Raw genomic sequence first — 16,665 nt, 5'->3', positions numbered from 1 at the left:
GTGCCACCCGGAGATCACCCGCGACGTCGCCGCCCGCACGTTGGACGGCCCGACCTGCCCGATAGGGTGGCCGGGTGACCGAGCCCGCGTCCGTCGCCCGCCTCGTCGTCCTCGTCTCCGGCTCCGGCAGCAACCTTCAGGCACTGCTGGACGCCACGGCCGACCCCGGATACGGCGCCCGGGTCGTCGCCGTGGGCGCCGACCGGGACGGGATCGCCGGCCTGGACCGGGCCGTCGCGGCCGGGGTGCCGACCTTCGTGGAGCGGCTGAAGGACCACCCGACCCGGGCCGACTGGGACGCCGCGCTCACCGCCCGGGTCGCCGAGCACCGGCCCGACCTGGTGATCAGCGCCGGTTTCCTCAAGCTGGTCGGCCCGCAGTTCCTGGCCGCGTTCGGCGACCGCTACCTCAACACCCACAACACCCTGCTGCCGGCGTTCCCCGGCATCCATGGCCCTCGGGACGCCCTCGCCTACGGGGTGAAGCTCACCGGGGCCACGCTGTTCTTCGTCGACGCCGGGATGGACACCGGGCCGATCGTCGCCCAGGTCGCCGTGCCGGTGCGGGACGACGACGACGAGGAGACGCTCACCGAGCGCATCAAGGAGGCCGAGCGGCGCCAGCTCGTCGAGCAGGTCGGTCGGCTGGTCCGTGAAGGTTGGACGATCACCGGCAGAAAGGTCAGTGTTCCGTGAGCACCACTGAGGAGGCCCGCCGCCCGATCCGGCGGGCCCTGGTCAGCGTCTACGACAAGACCGGCCTGGTCGAGCTGGCCCGGGCCCTGCACGAGGCCGGCGTGGAGATCGTCTCGACCGGCAGCACCGCGTCGACGATCGCCGGCGCGGGCGTGCCGGTGACCCCGGTCGAGCAGGTGACCGGCTTCCCGGAGATCCTCGACGGCCGGGTGAAGACCCTGCACCCGAAGATCCACGGCGGCCTCCTCGCCGACCTGCGTAAGGACGCCCACGTCGCCCAGCTCGACGAGCACGGCATCGCCGGCATCGACCTGCTGGTCTCCAACCTCTATCCGTTCCAGGCCACGGTCGCCTCCGGCGCCGACCAGGACGAGTGCGTCGAGCAGATCGACATCGGCGGGCCGGCGATGGTGCGGGCCGCCGCCAAGAACCACGCCTCGGTCGCCGTGGTGACCGACCCGGCGGCGTACCCGGCGCTGCTGGCCGCGCTCGCCGAGGGCGGCTTCACGCTGGCCCAGCGCCGGGCGCTCGCCGCCCGGGCCTTCGCCGACATCGCCGACTACGACGTGGCCGTCGCCGAGTGGTTCGCGGCCACCCTGGCCCCGGCCGCCGACGGCTGGCCCGAGTTCGCCGGCCTGGCGCTGCGGCGGCAGGCGGTGCTGCGGTACGGCGAGAACCCGCACCAGGCGGCCGCCCTCTACGCCGACCCGGCGAGCCCGGCCGGGCTGGCGCAGGCGGAGCAGTTGCACGGCAAGGAGATGTCGTACAACAACTACGTCGACGCCGACGCCGCCTGGCGGGCGGCGAACGACTTCCCGGGGCAGCCGGCGGTGGCGATCATCAAGCACGCCAACCCGTGCGGCATCGCGGTCGGCGCGGACGTGGCCGAGGCGCACCGCAAGGCGCACGCCTGCGACCCGGTCTCCGCGTACGGCGGGGTGATCGCGGTGAACGGCGAGGTCTCGGTCGAGCTGGCCCGGCAGGTGGCGGACATCTTCACCGAGGTCCTGGTGGCGCCCGGGTTCGAGCCCGGCGCCGTGGAGATCCTTCAGGGGAAGAAGAACATCCGGCTGCTGCGCGCCCCGGCGTTCAACCCGCTGCCCGCCGAGTGGCGGCAGGTCACCGGCGGGGTGCTGGTGCAGTTGCGGGACCGGATCGACGCCGAGGGCGACGACCCGGCCAACTGGCGGCTGGCCACCGGCGAGGCGGCCGACGAGGCGACCCTGCGCGACCTGGTGTTCGCCTGGCGGGCGGTCCGCGCGGTGAAGAGCAACGCGATCCTGCTGGCCAAGGACGGCGCCACCGTCGGCGTCGGGATGGGCCAGGTGAATCGGGTCGACTCGGCGCAGCTCGCGGTCCGTCGGGCCGGCGCCGACCGGGCGCGCGGTGCGGTCTGCGCCTCGGACGCCTTCTTCCCCTTCGCCGACGGTCCGAAGATCCTCATCGAGGCCGGCGTCCGGGCGATCGTCCAGCCCGGCGGGTCGATCCGCGACGAGGAGACCATCGCCGCCTGCAAGGAGGCCGGGGTGACCATGTACCTCACCGGCACCCGCCACTTCTTCCACTGAGCGCACACCAACAGGGGCGCGGCCGACCGGCCGCGCCCCTGTTTCATTCGTTGGCACTCCTGCCCGGAGCGATGTCACGAGTCGAGCGCTGACCAGCCGAAAGTACGAGCGCCCTCCCGTTGCCCGGCTGGGAAAGTTGTTGCTAGCGTTGTCCCGCAGCAAGCGATCGACCCTTACCGCTCTCCTCGCCAACTGCGCCGCTGGCGGCCACCGTGCCGCTCGCCCGGGCGGCGTCCCCTCGTCCCGGCAGGGTTGCCCATGCGCGTGTTCGACCGGTTGACCGCCGTCGTCGTCGCGTTGGCGTTCGTCCTGGCCGGACTGGGTGTGCCCGGCCGCGGGGAGACCCCTGAGCCCGGCGCGGTGGTCACCGCCGCGCACCGGTCGATCGTCCACGACGCGCCGTCCGCGCTTCCACCGCACGGACGGCCCGTTGACGTCACCACGCCGGACCGTCCGGCCCCGCCCTCCGGCGACCCCCGAGCCGTCGTGGCGCGCCTGGCGCACCTCGACGCTCCGTCGGACGTGTGGACGGCCCTTCCTGACGGGAACCGTGGTGACCACCGCGCCGGCGTCGTTTCGAACGACGGACCGGACGATCTCCTCCCGGCCGCGCTGGTGCGCGTCGGAGGCACGCCCGGCCCGGCCGCCGCCCCGACCCGCTACCGGCAGCCGGCCGTGCCGCTGCCGCCGCGCGGCACCCTGCCGACCCGGGCCCCGCCGACCGTCGCCTGACCCTCCCGCGCCGCCGACACGGGTGAGCCGCCGGTCGCCGCGAGCTTTGGAACGGGTCCAATTTGGACCATCCGTCCAGCTTTTAAGCGCCATGGCTGCCAACCGCCGCCATGGTTCCCACCCGGGCCAACCGACCCGGACTCCCTTGAATCCCGGAGGATTCACATGTCCACATCCCGCTGGCGCAAGCCGGCGACCATCGCGGGCGCCGTGGTGCTGGCCGCCGCGCTCGGTGGCGTCGTCGCCACCAACCACGAGGTACAGGAGAAGCTCGGCCTGGCGGACGAGCCCGGCGCCAACATGCCCTGGCACCCTAGGGAGTTCATGGAGATGGCGGCCGGCGAGTCGTCCGAGGAGGCCGGCGAGGAGGCCTTCGAGGCCCGCACCATCGCCGAGCAGTTCGCCCAGGCCCGCTACGCCCCGGGCATCGTCGCGCCGGGCGCGTACTCGAACGCGTTGAGCCAACTCAACGCGCTGCCCACCACCAAGGGCAGCTGGCGCGAGGTCACCAACATCAAGTACGACGGCGACGACCCGCGCTACCGCGACTACGCGTCCAACTCCTCCGGGGGTGCCGGCCTGGTCACCGGCCGGATCACGGGCCTGGCCGCGGACAACGGCGGTTACGTGTACGCGGCTGGCGCGGACGGCGGCGTATGGCGCTCCTCGACCGGCGGCGGGAGCTGGACGCCGATCACGGACGCGCTGCCCACGCTGTCCAGCGGCGACATCGTGCTCGCCGGGGACGGTTCGCTCTGGTACGCCACCGGCGAGGCGAACACCGGCGGCACCTCGTACGTCGGCGCCGGCGTCTACCGGCTGGCCAACCCGAAGTCCGGCACGTTCAAGGCGACCGACCGGGTCGGCGGGACCGAGCTGGAGAGCACGGTCATCAACAAGCTGCGGTTCTTCGACGGCAAGGTCTGGGTCGCCACCAACCGGGGCCTGTTCTCGCACGCGATGAGCACCACCTCCGGCGCCTGGAAGCTGGAGTTCACCCCGAACCCGAGCTACCTGCCCGGCGGGGCGAACGCGGGTGACGCGAATGCCGCGTACAAGAACATCGTCAACGACGTAGCCCAGGACCCGCGTAACCCGAAGCACGTGGTGGTCGCCTCGGCCTGGCGCTCCGGCGACACCTACAACGGCTTCTACGAGACCGCCGACTACACCGCCGGCGGCTGGACGAAGGTCAACCCGACCGGCGCGATGCCGGCCGACGACATCGGCTACGTGACGTTCGCCTTCTCCGCCGACGGCGGCAAGCTGTACGCGATCAACCAGTCGCCGCGGCTGCTCAACAAGCCGGCCGGCAACGTGAACAGCTACCTGGACGGCATCTACGTCTCCAACACCGGCAACCCGGCCGGCCCGTGGAACAAGATCGCCGACTCGTCGAAGCTGGGCAACTCCGGCTCGGCTCTGAAGCAGACGGTGATGGGCAAGGGCTACGGCCCGGGCATCCAGGCCTGGTACAACCAGTTCCTCGCGGTCGACCCGGCCAACCCGAACCACCTCTGGGCGGGTCTGGAGGAGGTCTACGAGTCGACCGACGCCGGGGCCACCTGGAAGACCGTCGGTCCGTACTGGAACTTCAACTTCTCCTGCTGGAGCATCTACGACGCGCAGAACAAGTGCAACAAGACCACCCACTCCGACCAGCACTCCGTGGCGGTCGGCAACGGGTTCGTCTACGTCGGGAACGACGGTGGTGTGTACCGCCGGCCGATCAACGGCAGGACCGACAAGGACGGGCACGCGACCGACTGGCAGAGCCTGAACGACGGCACCATCGACGCGCTCCAGTACTACTCGGTGGCGGTGGGCAAGGACCCGGCCAAGGCCGGCACCATCGTCTCCGGTGGCCTGCAGGACAACGGCACCTCGATCCTGCGCCCCGGCGACACCGTGATGGGGTCGCACTTCGGTGGTGACGGCGGCGACTCGCAGGCCGACCCGGCGAACGGCTGCCGGCAGGTCCAGGAGTACACCAACCTGGCCATGCGGGTGACCGAGAACTGCAACGCCAACACCGGCTCGGGCACGCAGGCGGACTCCACCTCGCGGGACATCCAGCCGTACACCTCGCGGCCGGGCGACGAACTGGCCCGGTTCATCGCGCCGTTCGCGCCGGACGACCACGACGCCAACGTCTGGGTGGCCGGCGGCCAGCACGTCTGGGTGAACACCAAGGGCTACGCCATCCAGAACGGCAAGGGCTGGACGAACGTCCTCGACCTGGGCGCGGGCCACACCGCCACCTCGGTCGCCGTCTCCGGCGGCATGGCGTACGTCGGTTGGTGCGGACCGTGCAACAACGCCGGGTTCGCCCGGGGCGTCGCGGTCGGCAGGGTCGACGACCCGTCGAGCTGGCACCAGCTCTCCCTGCCGGGTGACTTCCCGAACCGGTTCGTGCAGGGCGTCGGGATCGACCCGGCGAACGCCGCGCACGCCTTCCTCGCGATCAACGGGTTCTCCCGCCGGTTCACCGAGGGACCGGGCGCCGGCTACGGCCACGTCTACGAGACCAGCGACGCGGGCGCGACCTGGAAGGACGTCTCGGCGAACCTGCCGGACGTGCCGGCCAGCTCGCTCAAGGAGCTGTCCAACGGCGCCCTGGTGCTGGCCACCGACCTGGCCACCTTCTACCGCGCACCCGGCGCCACCAACTGGCAGCGGCTCGGCTCCGGCCTGCCGCTGACCGTCGGCATGGACGTCGAGTACAACGCGATCGACAACTCGGTCTACGTCGCGACCCACGGCCGCGGCATCTGGGCGTTCAACCTGGCCCAGCTCTGACCCCGGCGGGCCGACCGGTTCTGGGGGCCGGTCGGCCCGCCGGACACGACAGCGCAGGCCCCGCCCCTCTTCCTCCGGGGGCGGGGCCTGCCGCGTCAGGCGGCGGGGCGTAGCTCGGCGAAGTGGCAGGCCGAGGGGTGCGGGTCCGCGGCGCGGAGCACCGCGTGCGGCTCCCGGGTGGCGCAGATGTCCTGCGCCTTCCAGCACCGGGTACGGAACCGGCAGCCGGACGGCGGGTCGGCCGGACTCGGCACGTCGCCGGTGAGCCGGATGATGTTCCGGGTCGTCCGGGCCTCCGGGTCCGGCACCGGCACCGCCGACAGCAGCGCCTGGGTGTACGGGTGGGTGGCCCGCTCGTAGATCTCCTGCTCGGTGCCGGTCTCCACGATCTTGCCCAGGTACATCACCGCGACCCGGTCGGAGATGTGCCGGACCACCGACAGGTCGTGCGCGATGAAGATGTACGACAGCCCGAACTCGGCCTGGAGCTGCTCCAGCAGGTTGATCACCTGAGCCTGGATCGACACGTCGAGCGCGGACACCGGCTCGTCGCAGATGATGATCTCGGGCCGCAGGGCGAGCGCCCGCGCGATGCCGACCCGCTGCCGCTGGCCCCCGGAGAACTGGTGGGGATAGCGGTTGAGGTGCTCGGGGTTGAGCCCGACCACGTCCAGCAGTTCCTGCACCCGGCGCCGCTTGCTGCCCTTCGGGGCCGCCTCGGGGTGGATGTCGAACGGCTCGCCGATGATGTCGCCGACCGTCATCCGCGGGTTGAGCGAGGTGTACGGGTCCTGCATCACCATCTGCATGTTCCGGCGCAGCCGGCGCAGCTCGGCCCCGGAGGCCTTGAACAGGTCCTTCCCCTCCAGGCTGGCCCGGCCGGCGGTCGGGGTGTCCAGCCGCATGAGCAGCCGGGCCAGGGTGGACTTGCCGCAGCCGGACTCGCCGACCACGCCGAGCGTCTCGCCGCGGCGCAGTTCGAAGCTGACCCCGTCGACAGCCTTGACCGCGCCGACCTGCTTCTTGAACAGCACGCCCTGGGTGATCGGGAAGTGCTTGACCAGGTTGTTGACGGAGAGGATCGTCTCGCCGCGGACCTTCGTGGGGCTGGCGGACGCTGTCATCACGGACCTCCTGCGCGCAGTGGCGCGCGCTGGTCCGGCCGGCGCCGACTCCGGCCCGGCGCTGGATAACGCTGCGCAACGGTCGGCAATGGTAGGTCGTGGGGCCGCTTCGGCACCGACGGTGCGGCGAGCGGTGCCGGGAGCGGGTGGCGGTCGCGTCCGCCCGCTCCTGGGAAAGATGATGAATGAACCGGTCAGAGCGACCGGTGAGGCGGCCGGCAAGCCCCGGAATCAACCTCTGTGCGCTCTCGGGCGCTTGCCTGTCGGCTGTCCGCTCCGCCCTGGTCGGGCATCAGCTGTCCGTCTCCACGTGTGGCGAAACCCACAGACCATGACTCTGGGTAGCGAGGTCGAGATGGCGGAGGCCCGTTGACCGTCGCGGGCCGGCCGGGCGTGCGACGTGAGACGATCCAGACGTGACGGCGATCATCCTGGACGGCAAGGCGACCGCGGCGGAGATCAAGGACGAGTTGCGGACACGGGTAAAGGCGCTGGCGGATCGAGGCGTCATCCCGGGGCTCGGCACCGTCCTGGTCGGCACCGATCCGGGCTCCCAGGCGTACGTCAACGGCAAGCACCGCGACTGCGCCGAGGTCGGCATCGCGTCGATCCGCCGGGAACTGCCCGCCGACGCCACCCAGGAGCAGCTCGACGCCGTGCTCGCCGAGCTGAACGCGGACCCGGCCTGCCACGGCTACATCGTCCAGTTGCCGCTGCCGGCCCACCTGGACACGCAGCGGGCGCTGGAGCTGATCGACCCCGAGAAGGACGCCGACGGCCTGCACCCGGTCAACCTGGGCCGGCTGGTGCTCGGCTACGACGCCCCGCTGCCCTGCACCCCGCGCGGCATCGTCGAACTGCTCCGCCGGCACGACGTCGCGCTGCGCGGCGCCAAGGTGGCGCTCATCGGCCGGGGCAACACGGTCGGCCGCCCGCTCGGCCTGCTGCTCACCCGGCGCAGCGAGAACGCCACGGTGACCCTCTGCCACACCGGCACCCTCGACCTGGCCGAGCAGACCCGGGCCGCCGACATCGTCATCGTCGCGGCCGGCGTGCCGGGCCTGCTCACCGCCGACATGATCACGCCGGGCGCGACCGTCGTCGACGTCGGCATCACCCGGGTGATCGGCTCGGACGGCAAGGGGCGCTACACCGGCGACGTGGACCCGGAGGTGGCCGAGGTCGCCGGCAAGCTGGTCCCGATGCCGGGCGGCGTCGGCCCGATGACCCGGGCCATGCTGCTGACCAACGTGGTGGAACGGGCCGAGGGTGGCGCCTGAGCACCCAAGCACGTCATAACCGTCCGCCCCTGGCCGGATCGGTGACAGGATGGCTGATACGGTCCGGAAAACCGACTGGTATCAGGGGAGTGGGACGACCATGGGTAAGAAGGTCACTGTCGTCGGCGCCGGCTTCTACGGCTCCACCACCGCGCAGCGCCTGGCCGAGTACGACATCTTCGACACCGTGGTGATCACGGACATCATCGAGGGCAAGCCGGCGGGCATCGCGCTGGACATGAACCAGTCGCGCCCGGTCGAGGGCTTCGAGACCAAGGTCATCGGCGTCACCACCGGTCCGAACGGCGAGGGCTACGAGGCCATCGAGGGCTCGGACGTCGTCGTCATCACCGCCGGCCTGCCCCGCAAGCCGGGCATGAGCCGGATGGACCTGCTGGAGACCAACGCCAAGATCGTCCGCCAGGTCGCCGAGAACGTCGCCAAGTACGCCCCGAACGCCGTCGTCATCGTCGTCTCCAACCCGCTCGACGAGATGACCGCGCTGGCCCAGAAGGCCACCCAGTTCCCCAAGAACCGCGTGCTCGGCCAGGCCGGCATGCTGGACAGCGCCCGGTTCACCAACTTCGTGGCCGAGGCGCTGAGCGTACCGGTGAAGTCGGTGAAGACGCTGACCCTCGGCTCGCACGGCGACACCATGGTGCCGGTCCCGTCGCAGAGCACGGTGGACGGCAAGCCGCTGCGTGACGTCATGCCGGCTGAGCAGATCGAGGACCTGGTCGTCAAGACCCGCAACGGCGGCGCCGAGGTGGTCGCGCTGCTGAAGACCGGCTCCGCCTACTACGCCCCGTCGGCCGCCGCCGCCCGGATGGCCAAGGCCGTCGCGGAGGACTCCGGCGAGGTCATGCCGGTCTGCGCCTGGGTCGACGGCCAGTACGGCATCTCCGGCGTCTACCTCGGCGTCGAGGCCGAGATCGGCCGGGACGGCGTCCGGCGGGTCGTCGAGACCAAGCTGGACGCCGACGAGCTGGCCAGCCTGAAGGAGGCCGCCGAGGCGGTCCGCGCCAAGCAGTCCGACGTCGCCAACATGTGATCCTGGCTGCCCGAAGCGCCCCGCGACCGCCGGTCGCGGGGCGCTTTCGCGTCCCGCCCGGGGATCGGTCGGCCCGGCCCGCGCCGGAACCGCGTCAGGCGCCGTCGACCAGGACGCCCAGGCCGTCGAGGACCCGGGCCAGGCCGAACTCGTACGCCTGCTCCGGGCTGTAGGCGGCGTTCTGCGCGGCCCCGGCGGCGGCGCCGACCCGGACGGCGGTCGGGTACCGCTGCGCATCGAGCACCCGGGCGAGCAGCGGGGCGTTCGCCGCCCACCACTGTTCATCGCTCCACGCGCTCTCCCGTCGGGCGAGCCGTGCCTCGGCCGCCGCGCGGGCCGCGGCCCGGACGAAGTCGAGGACGTACGTCAACGCCGCGTCCCGCTGCACGTCGTCCAGGCCGGTGCCGTCGAAGGCGCGCAGCTCGTATTCGTACTTGGCCATCAGCCCCGGACCCAGCGGCGGCCGCCCGGTGCCGACCTCGGCGGCCCAGGGGTGGGCGGCGAACAGCTTGCGGTTGTCCTCGGCGAGCGCCGCCACCCGGGCCCGCCACGGTTCGCCGGAGCGGTCCGGCCGGGGCATCCGGGCGTAGCTCGCATCCAACATCAGGTCGAGCAGCTCGGCCTTGCCGGGCACGTACGTGTAGAGGGTCATCGGGGCGACGCCGACGGCCTGGGCGACGGCCCGCATGGTCACCGCGTCCAGCCCGTCGGTGTCCGCCAGCTCGATCGCGGCCGTGACGATGTCGTCCAGCGAGTAGCCCTGGCGCGGACCCCGGCGCGGGGTCTCGTCGGGTTGCCGCCAGAGCAGTCGCAGGGTGCGGGCCGGATCGCCGGCTCCGCTGCGGTGGTTGGGCACCTCCCGATCCTCTCAGGCTAAAACTCCGTACGCAGTACGTTGTACAATGTACGGAGTAATTCCCCCCGACTTCTGGGAGACCACGTGCAGATCACCGCATCGGCCATCTCGCTCAACGTCGACGACGTGACGGCCTCGGCCGCCTTCGTCCAGCAGCACTTCGGTTTCCGACAGGAAATGGCGGCCGACGGGTTCGTCTCGCTGGCCCGTGAGGGGGTCGGCTTCAACCTGATCTTTTTGCGGACCGGGCTGGCCAGCATCCAGCCGGAAAGCCTGAAGCAGCAGCGGGCTCAGGGCCTGATCATCGCCTTCGTGGTGGACGACATCGACGCCGAGTACGCCCGGATCCAGGCCGCCGGCGTGCCGATCGCGACCCCGATCCAGACCGAGCCGTGGGGGGAGCGCTTCTTCCAGGTCACCGACCCCAACGGGCTGATCATCCAGCTGGTGCAGTGGGTGCACGCCCCGGGCGACGCGGGCTGATCCGGCGTGGCGCCGTTCACCGAGGTGCCGGCACCTCGGTGAACGGCGCGCCCAGGTGCGGCGTCGCCAGCACCGCCCGGCCGTGCCGGGCCAGTTCGCGCAGCAGGGCCGTACGGGACCCGCGTGCCGCCGCCGGGTCCTCCTCGTGGGCGTACGCCAGGGTGGGGTCGACCAACTGCACGGTGTGCACCAGCAGGTCGCCGGTGACCAGCAGGCGCTCTTCGGCGGAGTCGACCAGCACCGACTGGTGACCCGGGGTGTGCCCGGGCGTGCTCAGCACGCGTACGCCGGGGGTGAGGTCGGTGTCGCCGTCGACCACCCGGAGCTGGCCGGCGGCGCGCAACGGCCCCAGGAGCCGGGCCGGCAGCTCGGGGTGGAACAGCGCCAGGGCGTCCAGCTCGGCGCGTTGCAGCAGGTAGTCCGCGTTACGGAAGTACGGCGTGCCGACCACCGCCCAGCCGACGTGGTCGCTGTGCAGGTGGGTGAGCACCACGGTGCGGACGTCCGTCGGGTCGATGCCGGCGGCGGCCAGTTCCGCCGGCAGCCGGCCCGGCACCGGCGCCCAACTCGCGGCGAGCGAGTCGGCCGGGCCGATCCCGGCGTCGACCAGGGTGACCCGCCCGTCCCCGGTACGCAGGGCGAAGCAGCGGAACGGCAGCCACCACTGGCCGTCCGGGGTGACCGTGTCCGGGTCCCGGCGGTCGGCCTCCCGCCACTGGCCGGGGCTGGCGCCCGGGAAAGCCTCCTCGCGGGGCTGGAAGAAGGGCCCCGCCCCGTCGACCAGCGCGGTGACCGTGATAGACCCGATCGTGTGCGTCAGCGGCATCCGGGAAGGATGCCACTTCGGACCCGTCCCGGGTGACCCCGATTCCAAGGGGTGAGGCCGGCTGGGGCAGCCCGGTCAGTTTCCAGTACGCTCGTACTGCTTGAGCACGTGTCCCCCGAGAGGAGCGCCGGCCGATGGCGAAGATCAAGGTAAACAACCCGGTCGTGGAAATCGACGGCGACGAGATGACCCGGATCATCTGGAAGCAGATCCGGGAGCAGCTGATCCTGCCGTACCTCGACGTCGACCTGCACTACTACGACCTGTCGATCCAGCACCGTGACGCCACGGACGACCAGGTCACCGTCGACGCCGCCAACGCCATCAAGGAGCACGGCGTCGGCGTCAAGTGCGCCACCATCACCCCCGACGAGGCCCGGGTGGAGGAGTTCGGCCTGAAGAAGATGTGGCGGTCGCCGAACGGCACCATCCGCAACATCCTCGGCGGCGTGGTCTTCCGCGAGCCGATCATCATGTCGAACGTGCCGCGGCTCGTCCCCGGCTGGACCAAGCCGATCATCATCGGCCGGCACGCGCACGGCGACCAGTACAAGGCCACCGACTTCGTCGTCCCCGGCCCGGGCACGGTGACCATCACCTACACCCCGGCCGACGGCGGCGCGCCGATGGAGATGGAGGTCGCCAACTTCCCCGGCGGCGGCGTCGCCATGGGCATGTACAACTTCGACGAGTCGATCCGGGACTTCGCCCGCGCCTCGATGCGCTACGGCCTGGACCGCGGCTACCCGGTCTACCTGTCGACCAAGAACACCATCCTCAAGGCGTACGACGGCCGGTTCAAGGACATCTTCGCCGAGGTGTTCGAGAACGAGTTCAAGTCGGAGTTCGAGAAGGCCGGCATCAGCTACGAGCACCGGCTGATCGACGACATGGTGGCCGCCGCGCTCAAGTGGGAGGGCGGCTTCGTCTGGGCCTGCAAGAACTACGACGGTGACGTGCAGTCCGACACCGTGGCCCAGGGCTTCGGCTCCCTCGGCCTGATGACCTCCGTGCTGATGACCCCGGACGGCCGCACCGTCGAGGCCGAGGCCGCGCACGGCACCGTCACCCGGCACTACCGGCAGTGGCAGAAGGGCGAGAAGACCTCGACCAACCCGATCGCGTCGATCTACGCCTGGACCCGGGGCCTGGCCCACCGGGGCAAGCTGGACGGCACCCCGGCGGTGACCGAGTTCGCCAACACCCTGGAGCAGGTCATCGTCTCCACCGTCGAGGGTGGCCAGATGACCAAGGACCTCGCGCTGCTCATCTCGCGCGACGCCCCGTGGCTGACCACCGACGAGTTCATGAACGCGCTCGACGAGAACCTGGCCCGCAAGCTCGCGGCCTGATTCCCGTACGCGTCACCGACCGAGCCCGCCGGCACCCGCCGGCGGGCTCCGTCGTCCGCGCCGGCGTCACCAAGAGGTGGCGCGCCTCGTTGAGCTGGGTGGACGGGATGCCAGTCCCATCCAGGAAGGTTGACCGCGGTCGCCTCGCGGCAGAGTGCCGATCAGCCAGCCTTCCCGGCTGTCGCGCACAGCCAGCCGTCCCTTCCCTGCGGGGGGCCCTGTCCCGGGCCCCCCGCGCCCTGTTGTGCCGGCCGCCCTGCCCAGGAGTATCAGCAGGGGGTCGTTGACCAGGGGCCCTTGCCGTTCAGGCGGCCCGCAGCAGCTCCGCGGCCCGCTCCGGGGCGATGTCGTTGATGAACACGCCCATCGCCGACTCCGTGCCGGCCAGATACTTCAGCTTGTCCCGGGCCCGCCGGATGCTGAACAGCTGCAGGTGCAGGTGCCCCAGCTCGCGGTCGACGTGCACCGGGGCCTGGTGCCACGCCGCGATGTACGGCATCGGCACGTCGAACAGCCCGTCGAAGCGGCGCAGCACGTCCAGGTAGAGCGGGCCGAACGCGTCCCGCTCGGCGTCGTCCAGCGCGGGGATGTCCGGCACCGGGCGGTGCGGGGCCACGTGCACCTCGAACGGCCAGCGGGCCGCCGCGGGCACGTACGCCGTCCAGTGCGCGTTGCTCGCCACCACCCGCTCTCCGGCGGCGCGTTCCGCAGCGAGCACGTCCGCGTACAGGTTGCCGCCGGTGCGCTCGGCGTGCCGGCGGGCCGCGGCGAGCATGGTTCGCGTCCGGGGCGTCACGAAGGGGCACGCGTAGATCTGCCCGTGCGGGTGGTGCAGCGTCACCCCGATCTCCACGCCCCGGTTCTCGAACGGGAAGACCTGCGCCACGCCGGGTAGCTCGCCGAGGACGGTGGTCCGGTCGGCGAGCGCGTCCAACACGGTCCGCACCCGGCGGGGGGAGAGGCTGGCGAACGAGGCGTGGTGGTCGTCGGTGAAGCAGACCACCTCGCACCGGCCGCGCCCGGGGCGGACCGGGGTGAACGGGGTGATCTCGGCGGCCGGCTCCTCGACGACCCGCTGGCTCAGCGACGGGAAGCGGTTCTCGAAGACGGCCACGTCGTAGTCGGGGGCGGGGATCTCGCTGAGCCGGTCACCCCGGGACGGGCAGAGCGGGCACTGGTCGGCCGGGGGGAGGAAGGTGCGGGTCTGCCGGTGCACCGCCACCGCCACCCACTCGTCGGTCAGCGGGTCGTACCGCAGCTGCGACGCCGCCGGCGGCGGGGGCAGCTCCCGCCGGTCCGGCTGGTCGCGGACCGCGTCGTCCCGCTCGTCGAAGTAGATCAGCTCGCGGCCGTCGGCCAGCTCGATCCGCGTACGCTTCACTTCGCCCCTTCCGTGCCGCGGACGACCAGCAGTTCGCCCACCCGCTCCTCGAGCACCCGCCGTGCCTCCGGCGCCAGCCGGTCGTCGGTGACCAGCACGTCGGCGGCGTCCAGCGCGACGATCGAGGAGATGCCGACCGTGCCCCACTTGGTGTGGTCGGCGAGCACCACCAGCCGGTCGGCGGCGGCCACCAGGGCCCGGTTGGTGTCCGCCTCCATCAGATTCGGCGTGGTGAACCCGGCCCGCTCGCTGATCCCGTGCACGCCGAGGAAGAGCAGGTCCAGGTGCAGTGCCCCGAGCGCCGCCACGGCCAGCGGGCCGACCAGCGCGTCCGAGGGGGTACGCACCCCGCCGGTGAGCACCACGGTCTGATCCGGCCGGCCGCCGACGTGCAGGATCTCGGCGACCGGCAGCGAGTTGGTCACCACGGTCAGCCCGGGCACGTCGACCAGCCGGCGGGCCAGCTCGGCGGTGGTCGTACCGGCGGAGAGGGCGACCGCGGCGCCGGGGCGGACCAGCTGCGCGGCCCGGGCGGCGATCGCCGCCTTCTCCGTCGACTGGCGGACCGACTTGGCCCGGAAGCCCGGCTCGTCGGTCGAGCCGGCGAGGGTCGCCCCACCGTGCACCTTGGCCAGCAGGCCCTGCTCGTCCAGCGTCTCCAGGTCGCGCCGGATGGTCATGTCGGAGACGCCGAACTCGGCGGCCAGCTCCGTCACCCGTACGCCTCCGGCCGCGCGGACCCGTTCCAGGATGGCCGCCTGCCGCTGCCGCGCCAGCACCCGACCCCACCTCCCGCTCCCGACCCCGTGCTCACGTGGTCGAACGTGTTCCAACAAGAATGAACACTAGCGCGCAGGGGAGAACCGGGGAAGAAAGGGGTGCCCAGACGCCGGCCGCCGCCCTCCGGGACCGGACGGCGGCGGCGAGACTGCGTGGGCCCGCCGCCGTGACGGGCGGGCCGGGCTCGGTCAGGCGGGCTGGAGGCGGGGCTCCACCCAGCCGGTCTCGGTCAGGTGCTCCATCACCCGCTGGACCGCCTCCTCGACGGTCATGTCCGTGGTGTCCACCACCAGGTCGGCGTCGGTGGGCTCCTCGTACGGGTCGTCGATGCCGGTCATCCCGGTGATCAGGCCGGCGCGGGCGCGGGCGTACAGGCCCTTGCGGTCCCGCTGCTCGCAGACCTCCAGCGGAGTCGCGACGTGGACCAGCAGGAAGCCCGCCCCGGCGGCCTGCGCCATCTCCCGGGCGGTGGCCCGGGCGGCCGCGTACGGGGCGATCGGGCAGCAGATGCCGACCCCCCGGTGCCGGGCGATCTCGGCGGCCACCCAGCCGATCCGCCGGACGTTGGCGTCCCGATCGGCCTTGGTGAACCCCAGCCCGGCGGAGAGCTCGCGGCGCACCACGTCCCCGTCGAGCAGGGTGATGGTCCGGTCGCCGCCCTCACGCAGCAGGTCGGCCAGGCCCCGGGCGATGGTCGACTTCCCGGAGCCGGAGAGGCCGGTCAGGAAGATCACCAGGCCCCGGTGCCGGCGCGGCGGGCGCGCCCGGGCCAGCTCCTTGGCCACCGCCGGCGGGGTGTGCCACTCGGGCAGCGGGAAGCCCCGGTCCAGCAGATCGTCGATCTCCGCCTGGCTGAGCGCCAGCCGCCGGTTGCGCGGCGGGATGTCCTCCCGCCAGCGCCACTGCCCGTCCCGGTTGTCGTACGCCAGCTCCCGCGGCACCAGCACGCGCAGCCCGGCCCCGGAGAGCATCCCCTCAGTGGAGAGCAGGTGGGTCACCCCGTACGCGGCGGCGACCCGGGCCCGGAGCAGGGCGTCACTGATCTCGTCGCGCCGCCGCACCAGCGGCACCGCCAACAGGGTGGCCGGGGGCATCCGGTCCCGGGCGGCGAACACGCTGCGCACCAATGCCTCGGACGACAGCCCGCCGGTCGCCTCCTCACCCACGGGGATCATCACCAGCAGGTGCGCGCCCAGGGTGCGGGCGGCGTGCGCGATCTGCGCGAGCTGCGGCCGGTGCAGCGGACGGTCGGCGAAGACGCCGAGCACCCGCCCCGGCGGCAGCAGCCCCCGGACCTCGTCCGGGCTGCGCCGCAGCCGCTGGAACGGCCCGTGACCGCCGTCGCCCAGCCGGCGCACCGCGCCGCCCACGCCCACCATGCCGTCGCGGACCGGCCAGACGTCGGTCACGTCCATCGCTGCCACCGGCGCGCCCTCACCGTCGGTGAGCACCAGCGCCCGCCGCAGCGGATCGTCCAGCTCCAGCCCGTCGGCGAGCGCCGCCGGCACCTGGAGGGTCACCGGCACCGGCCACGGCGTGCCGTCGGCGAGCCGGCCGCGCCGGCTCAGCGAGGCCAGGTCGGCGCGGGTCATGAAGCCGGTCAGCGGGGTGTACGCCCCGGTCAGCAGCAACTCCAGATCGGCCAGCTCACCGGTGCGAGGCGCGTACGCCGGAGCGTCCCGCAACACATCCTCGGGCAGCACCCACCCGTTGCTCATCGAACCCCCAACTCACCGGC

Annotated in this window: 14 protein-coding genes; 8 read left to right on the top strand and 6 right to left on the bottom strand. The window is 72.3% G+C overall.

Features of this window, described 5'->3' with window-relative positions; genetic code table 11:
• The first annotated feature begins 74 nt into the window (after positions 1-74).
• The 4 genes from purN (at position 75) to ACY34I_RS22870 (ending at position 5,794) form a co-directional block, all read left to right on the top strand.
• Complete coding sequence (purN, locus tag ACY34I_RS22885) at positions 75-695, top strand: phosphoribosylglycinamide formyltransferase (protein ID WP_148793639.1); 621 nt, start codon at positions 75-77, stop codon at positions 693-695.
• Complete coding sequence (purH, locus tag ACY34I_RS22880; protein ID WP_462757117.1) at positions 692-2,263, top strand: bifunctional phosphoribosylaminoimidazolecarboxamide formyltransferase/IMP cyclohydrolase; 1,572 nt, start codon at positions 692-694, stop codon at positions 2,261-2,263. Before purN ends, purH begins: the two co-directional genes overlap by 4 nt.
• A gap of 258 nt (positions 2,264-2,521) precedes the next feature.
• On the top strand, positions 2,522-2,995 hold the full coding sequence (locus ACY34I_RS22875) for a hypothetical protein (RefSeq protein ID WP_462757116.1): 474 nt from the start codon (positions 2,522-2,524) through the stop codon (positions 2,993-2,995).
• A gap of 165 nt (positions 2,996-3,160) precedes the next feature.
• Positions 3,161-5,794 carry a beta propeller repeat protein gene (locus tag ACY34I_RS22870; RefSeq protein WP_462757115.1) on the top strand — a complete coding sequence of 878 codons (2,634 nt, stop codon included), beginning with the start codon at positions 3,161-3,163 and terminating at the stop codon, positions 5,792-5,794.
• 95 nt (positions 5,795-5,889) lie between these two features.
• On the opposite strand, the gene ACY34I_RS22865 is transcribed toward ACY34I_RS22870, so the two are convergent.
• Complete coding sequence (locus ACY34I_RS22865) at positions 5,890-6,918, bottom strand: ABC transporter ATP-binding protein (protein WP_462757114.1); 1,029 nt, start codon at positions 6,916-6,918, stop codon at positions 5,890-5,892.
• A gap of 416 nt (positions 6,919-7,334) precedes the next feature.
• Here ACY34I_RS22865 and ACY34I_RS22860 point away from each other — a divergent pair, with 416 nt between their 5' ends.
• Positions 7,335-8,198 (top strand): bifunctional methylenetetrahydrofolate dehydrogenase/methenyltetrahydrofolate cyclohydrolase, encoded by an 864-nt coding sequence (locus ACY34I_RS22860; protein WP_462757113.1) that lies wholly within the window; start codon positions 7,335-7,337, stop codon positions 8,196-8,198.
• 100 nt (positions 8,199-8,298) lie between these two features.
• Positions 8,299-9,249 (top strand): malate dehydrogenase, encoded by a 951-nt coding sequence (gene mdh, locus ACY34I_RS22855; RefSeq protein ID WP_148793643.1) that lies wholly within the window; start codon positions 8,299-8,301, stop codon positions 9,247-9,249.
• Positions 9,250-9,343: 94 nt separating this feature from the next.
• On the opposite strand, the gene ACY34I_RS22850 is transcribed toward mdh, so the two are convergent.
• Complete coding sequence (locus tag ACY34I_RS22850) at positions 9,344-10,105, bottom strand: TetR/AcrR family transcriptional regulator (RefSeq protein WP_148793644.1); 762 nt, start codon at positions 10,103-10,105, stop codon at positions 9,344-9,346.
• A gap of 84 nt (positions 10,106-10,189) precedes the next feature.
• Between ACY34I_RS22850 and ACY34I_RS22845 the strand changes: the two genes are divergently transcribed.
• Positions 10,190-10,588, top strand: coding sequence for a VOC family protein (locus ACY34I_RS22845; RefSeq protein ID WP_462757112.1), 399 nt, complete (start codon positions 10,190-10,192; stop codon positions 10,586-10,588).
• A gap of 16 nt (positions 10,589-10,604) precedes the next feature.
• Here the strand turns inward: ACY34I_RS22845 and ACY34I_RS22840 are convergent, their stop codons facing one another.
• Positions 10,605-11,414 (bottom strand): MBL fold metallo-hydrolase, encoded by an 810-nt coding sequence (locus tag ACY34I_RS22840; RefSeq protein WP_462757111.1) that lies wholly within the window; start codon positions 11,412-11,414, stop codon positions 10,605-10,607.
• A 134-nt stretch (positions 11,415-11,548) separates the two neighbouring features.
• Here ACY34I_RS22840 and ACY34I_RS22835 point away from each other — a divergent pair, with 134 nt between their 5' ends.
• The gene (locus ACY34I_RS22835) at positions 11,549-12,766 is read left to right on the top strand and encodes an NADP-dependent isocitrate dehydrogenase (RefSeq protein ID WP_462757110.1); all 1,218 of its coding nucleotides are present in this window, start codon (positions 11,549-11,551) and stop codon (positions 12,764-12,766) included.
• Between the two features lie 304 nt (positions 12,767-13,070).
• Here ACY34I_RS22835 and galT read toward each other — a convergent pair whose 3' ends face one another.
• The 3 genes from galT to cysC form a co-directional block, all read right to left on the bottom strand.
• Complete coding sequence (gene galT, locus ACY34I_RS22830; protein ID WP_462757109.1) at positions 13,071-14,147, bottom strand: galactose-1-phosphate uridylyltransferase; 1,077 nt, start codon at positions 14,145-14,147, stop codon at positions 13,071-13,073.
• Positions 14,144-14,926, bottom strand: coding sequence for a DeoR/GlpR family DNA-binding transcription regulator (locus ACY34I_RS22825; RefSeq protein ID WP_462757108.1), 783 nt, complete (start codon positions 14,924-14,926; stop codon positions 14,144-14,146). The genes galT and ACY34I_RS22825 overlap by 4 nt, the downstream gene beginning before the upstream one ends.
• Before the next feature lie 189 nt (positions 14,927-15,115).
• The gene (gene cysC, locus ACY34I_RS22820) at positions 15,116-16,645 is read right to left on the bottom strand and encodes an adenylyl-sulfate kinase (RefSeq protein WP_462757107.1); all 1,530 of its coding nucleotides are present in this window, start codon (positions 16,643-16,645) and stop codon (positions 15,116-15,118) included.
• Positions 16,646-16,665 lie beyond the last annotated feature (20 nt).

It is taken from the genome of Micromonospora sp. RTBAU3-60 (genome assembly GCF_054963695.1).
Note: the sequence above shows the minus strand (reverse complement) of the source record. Positions and strands in the feature narration are given on the sequence as shown.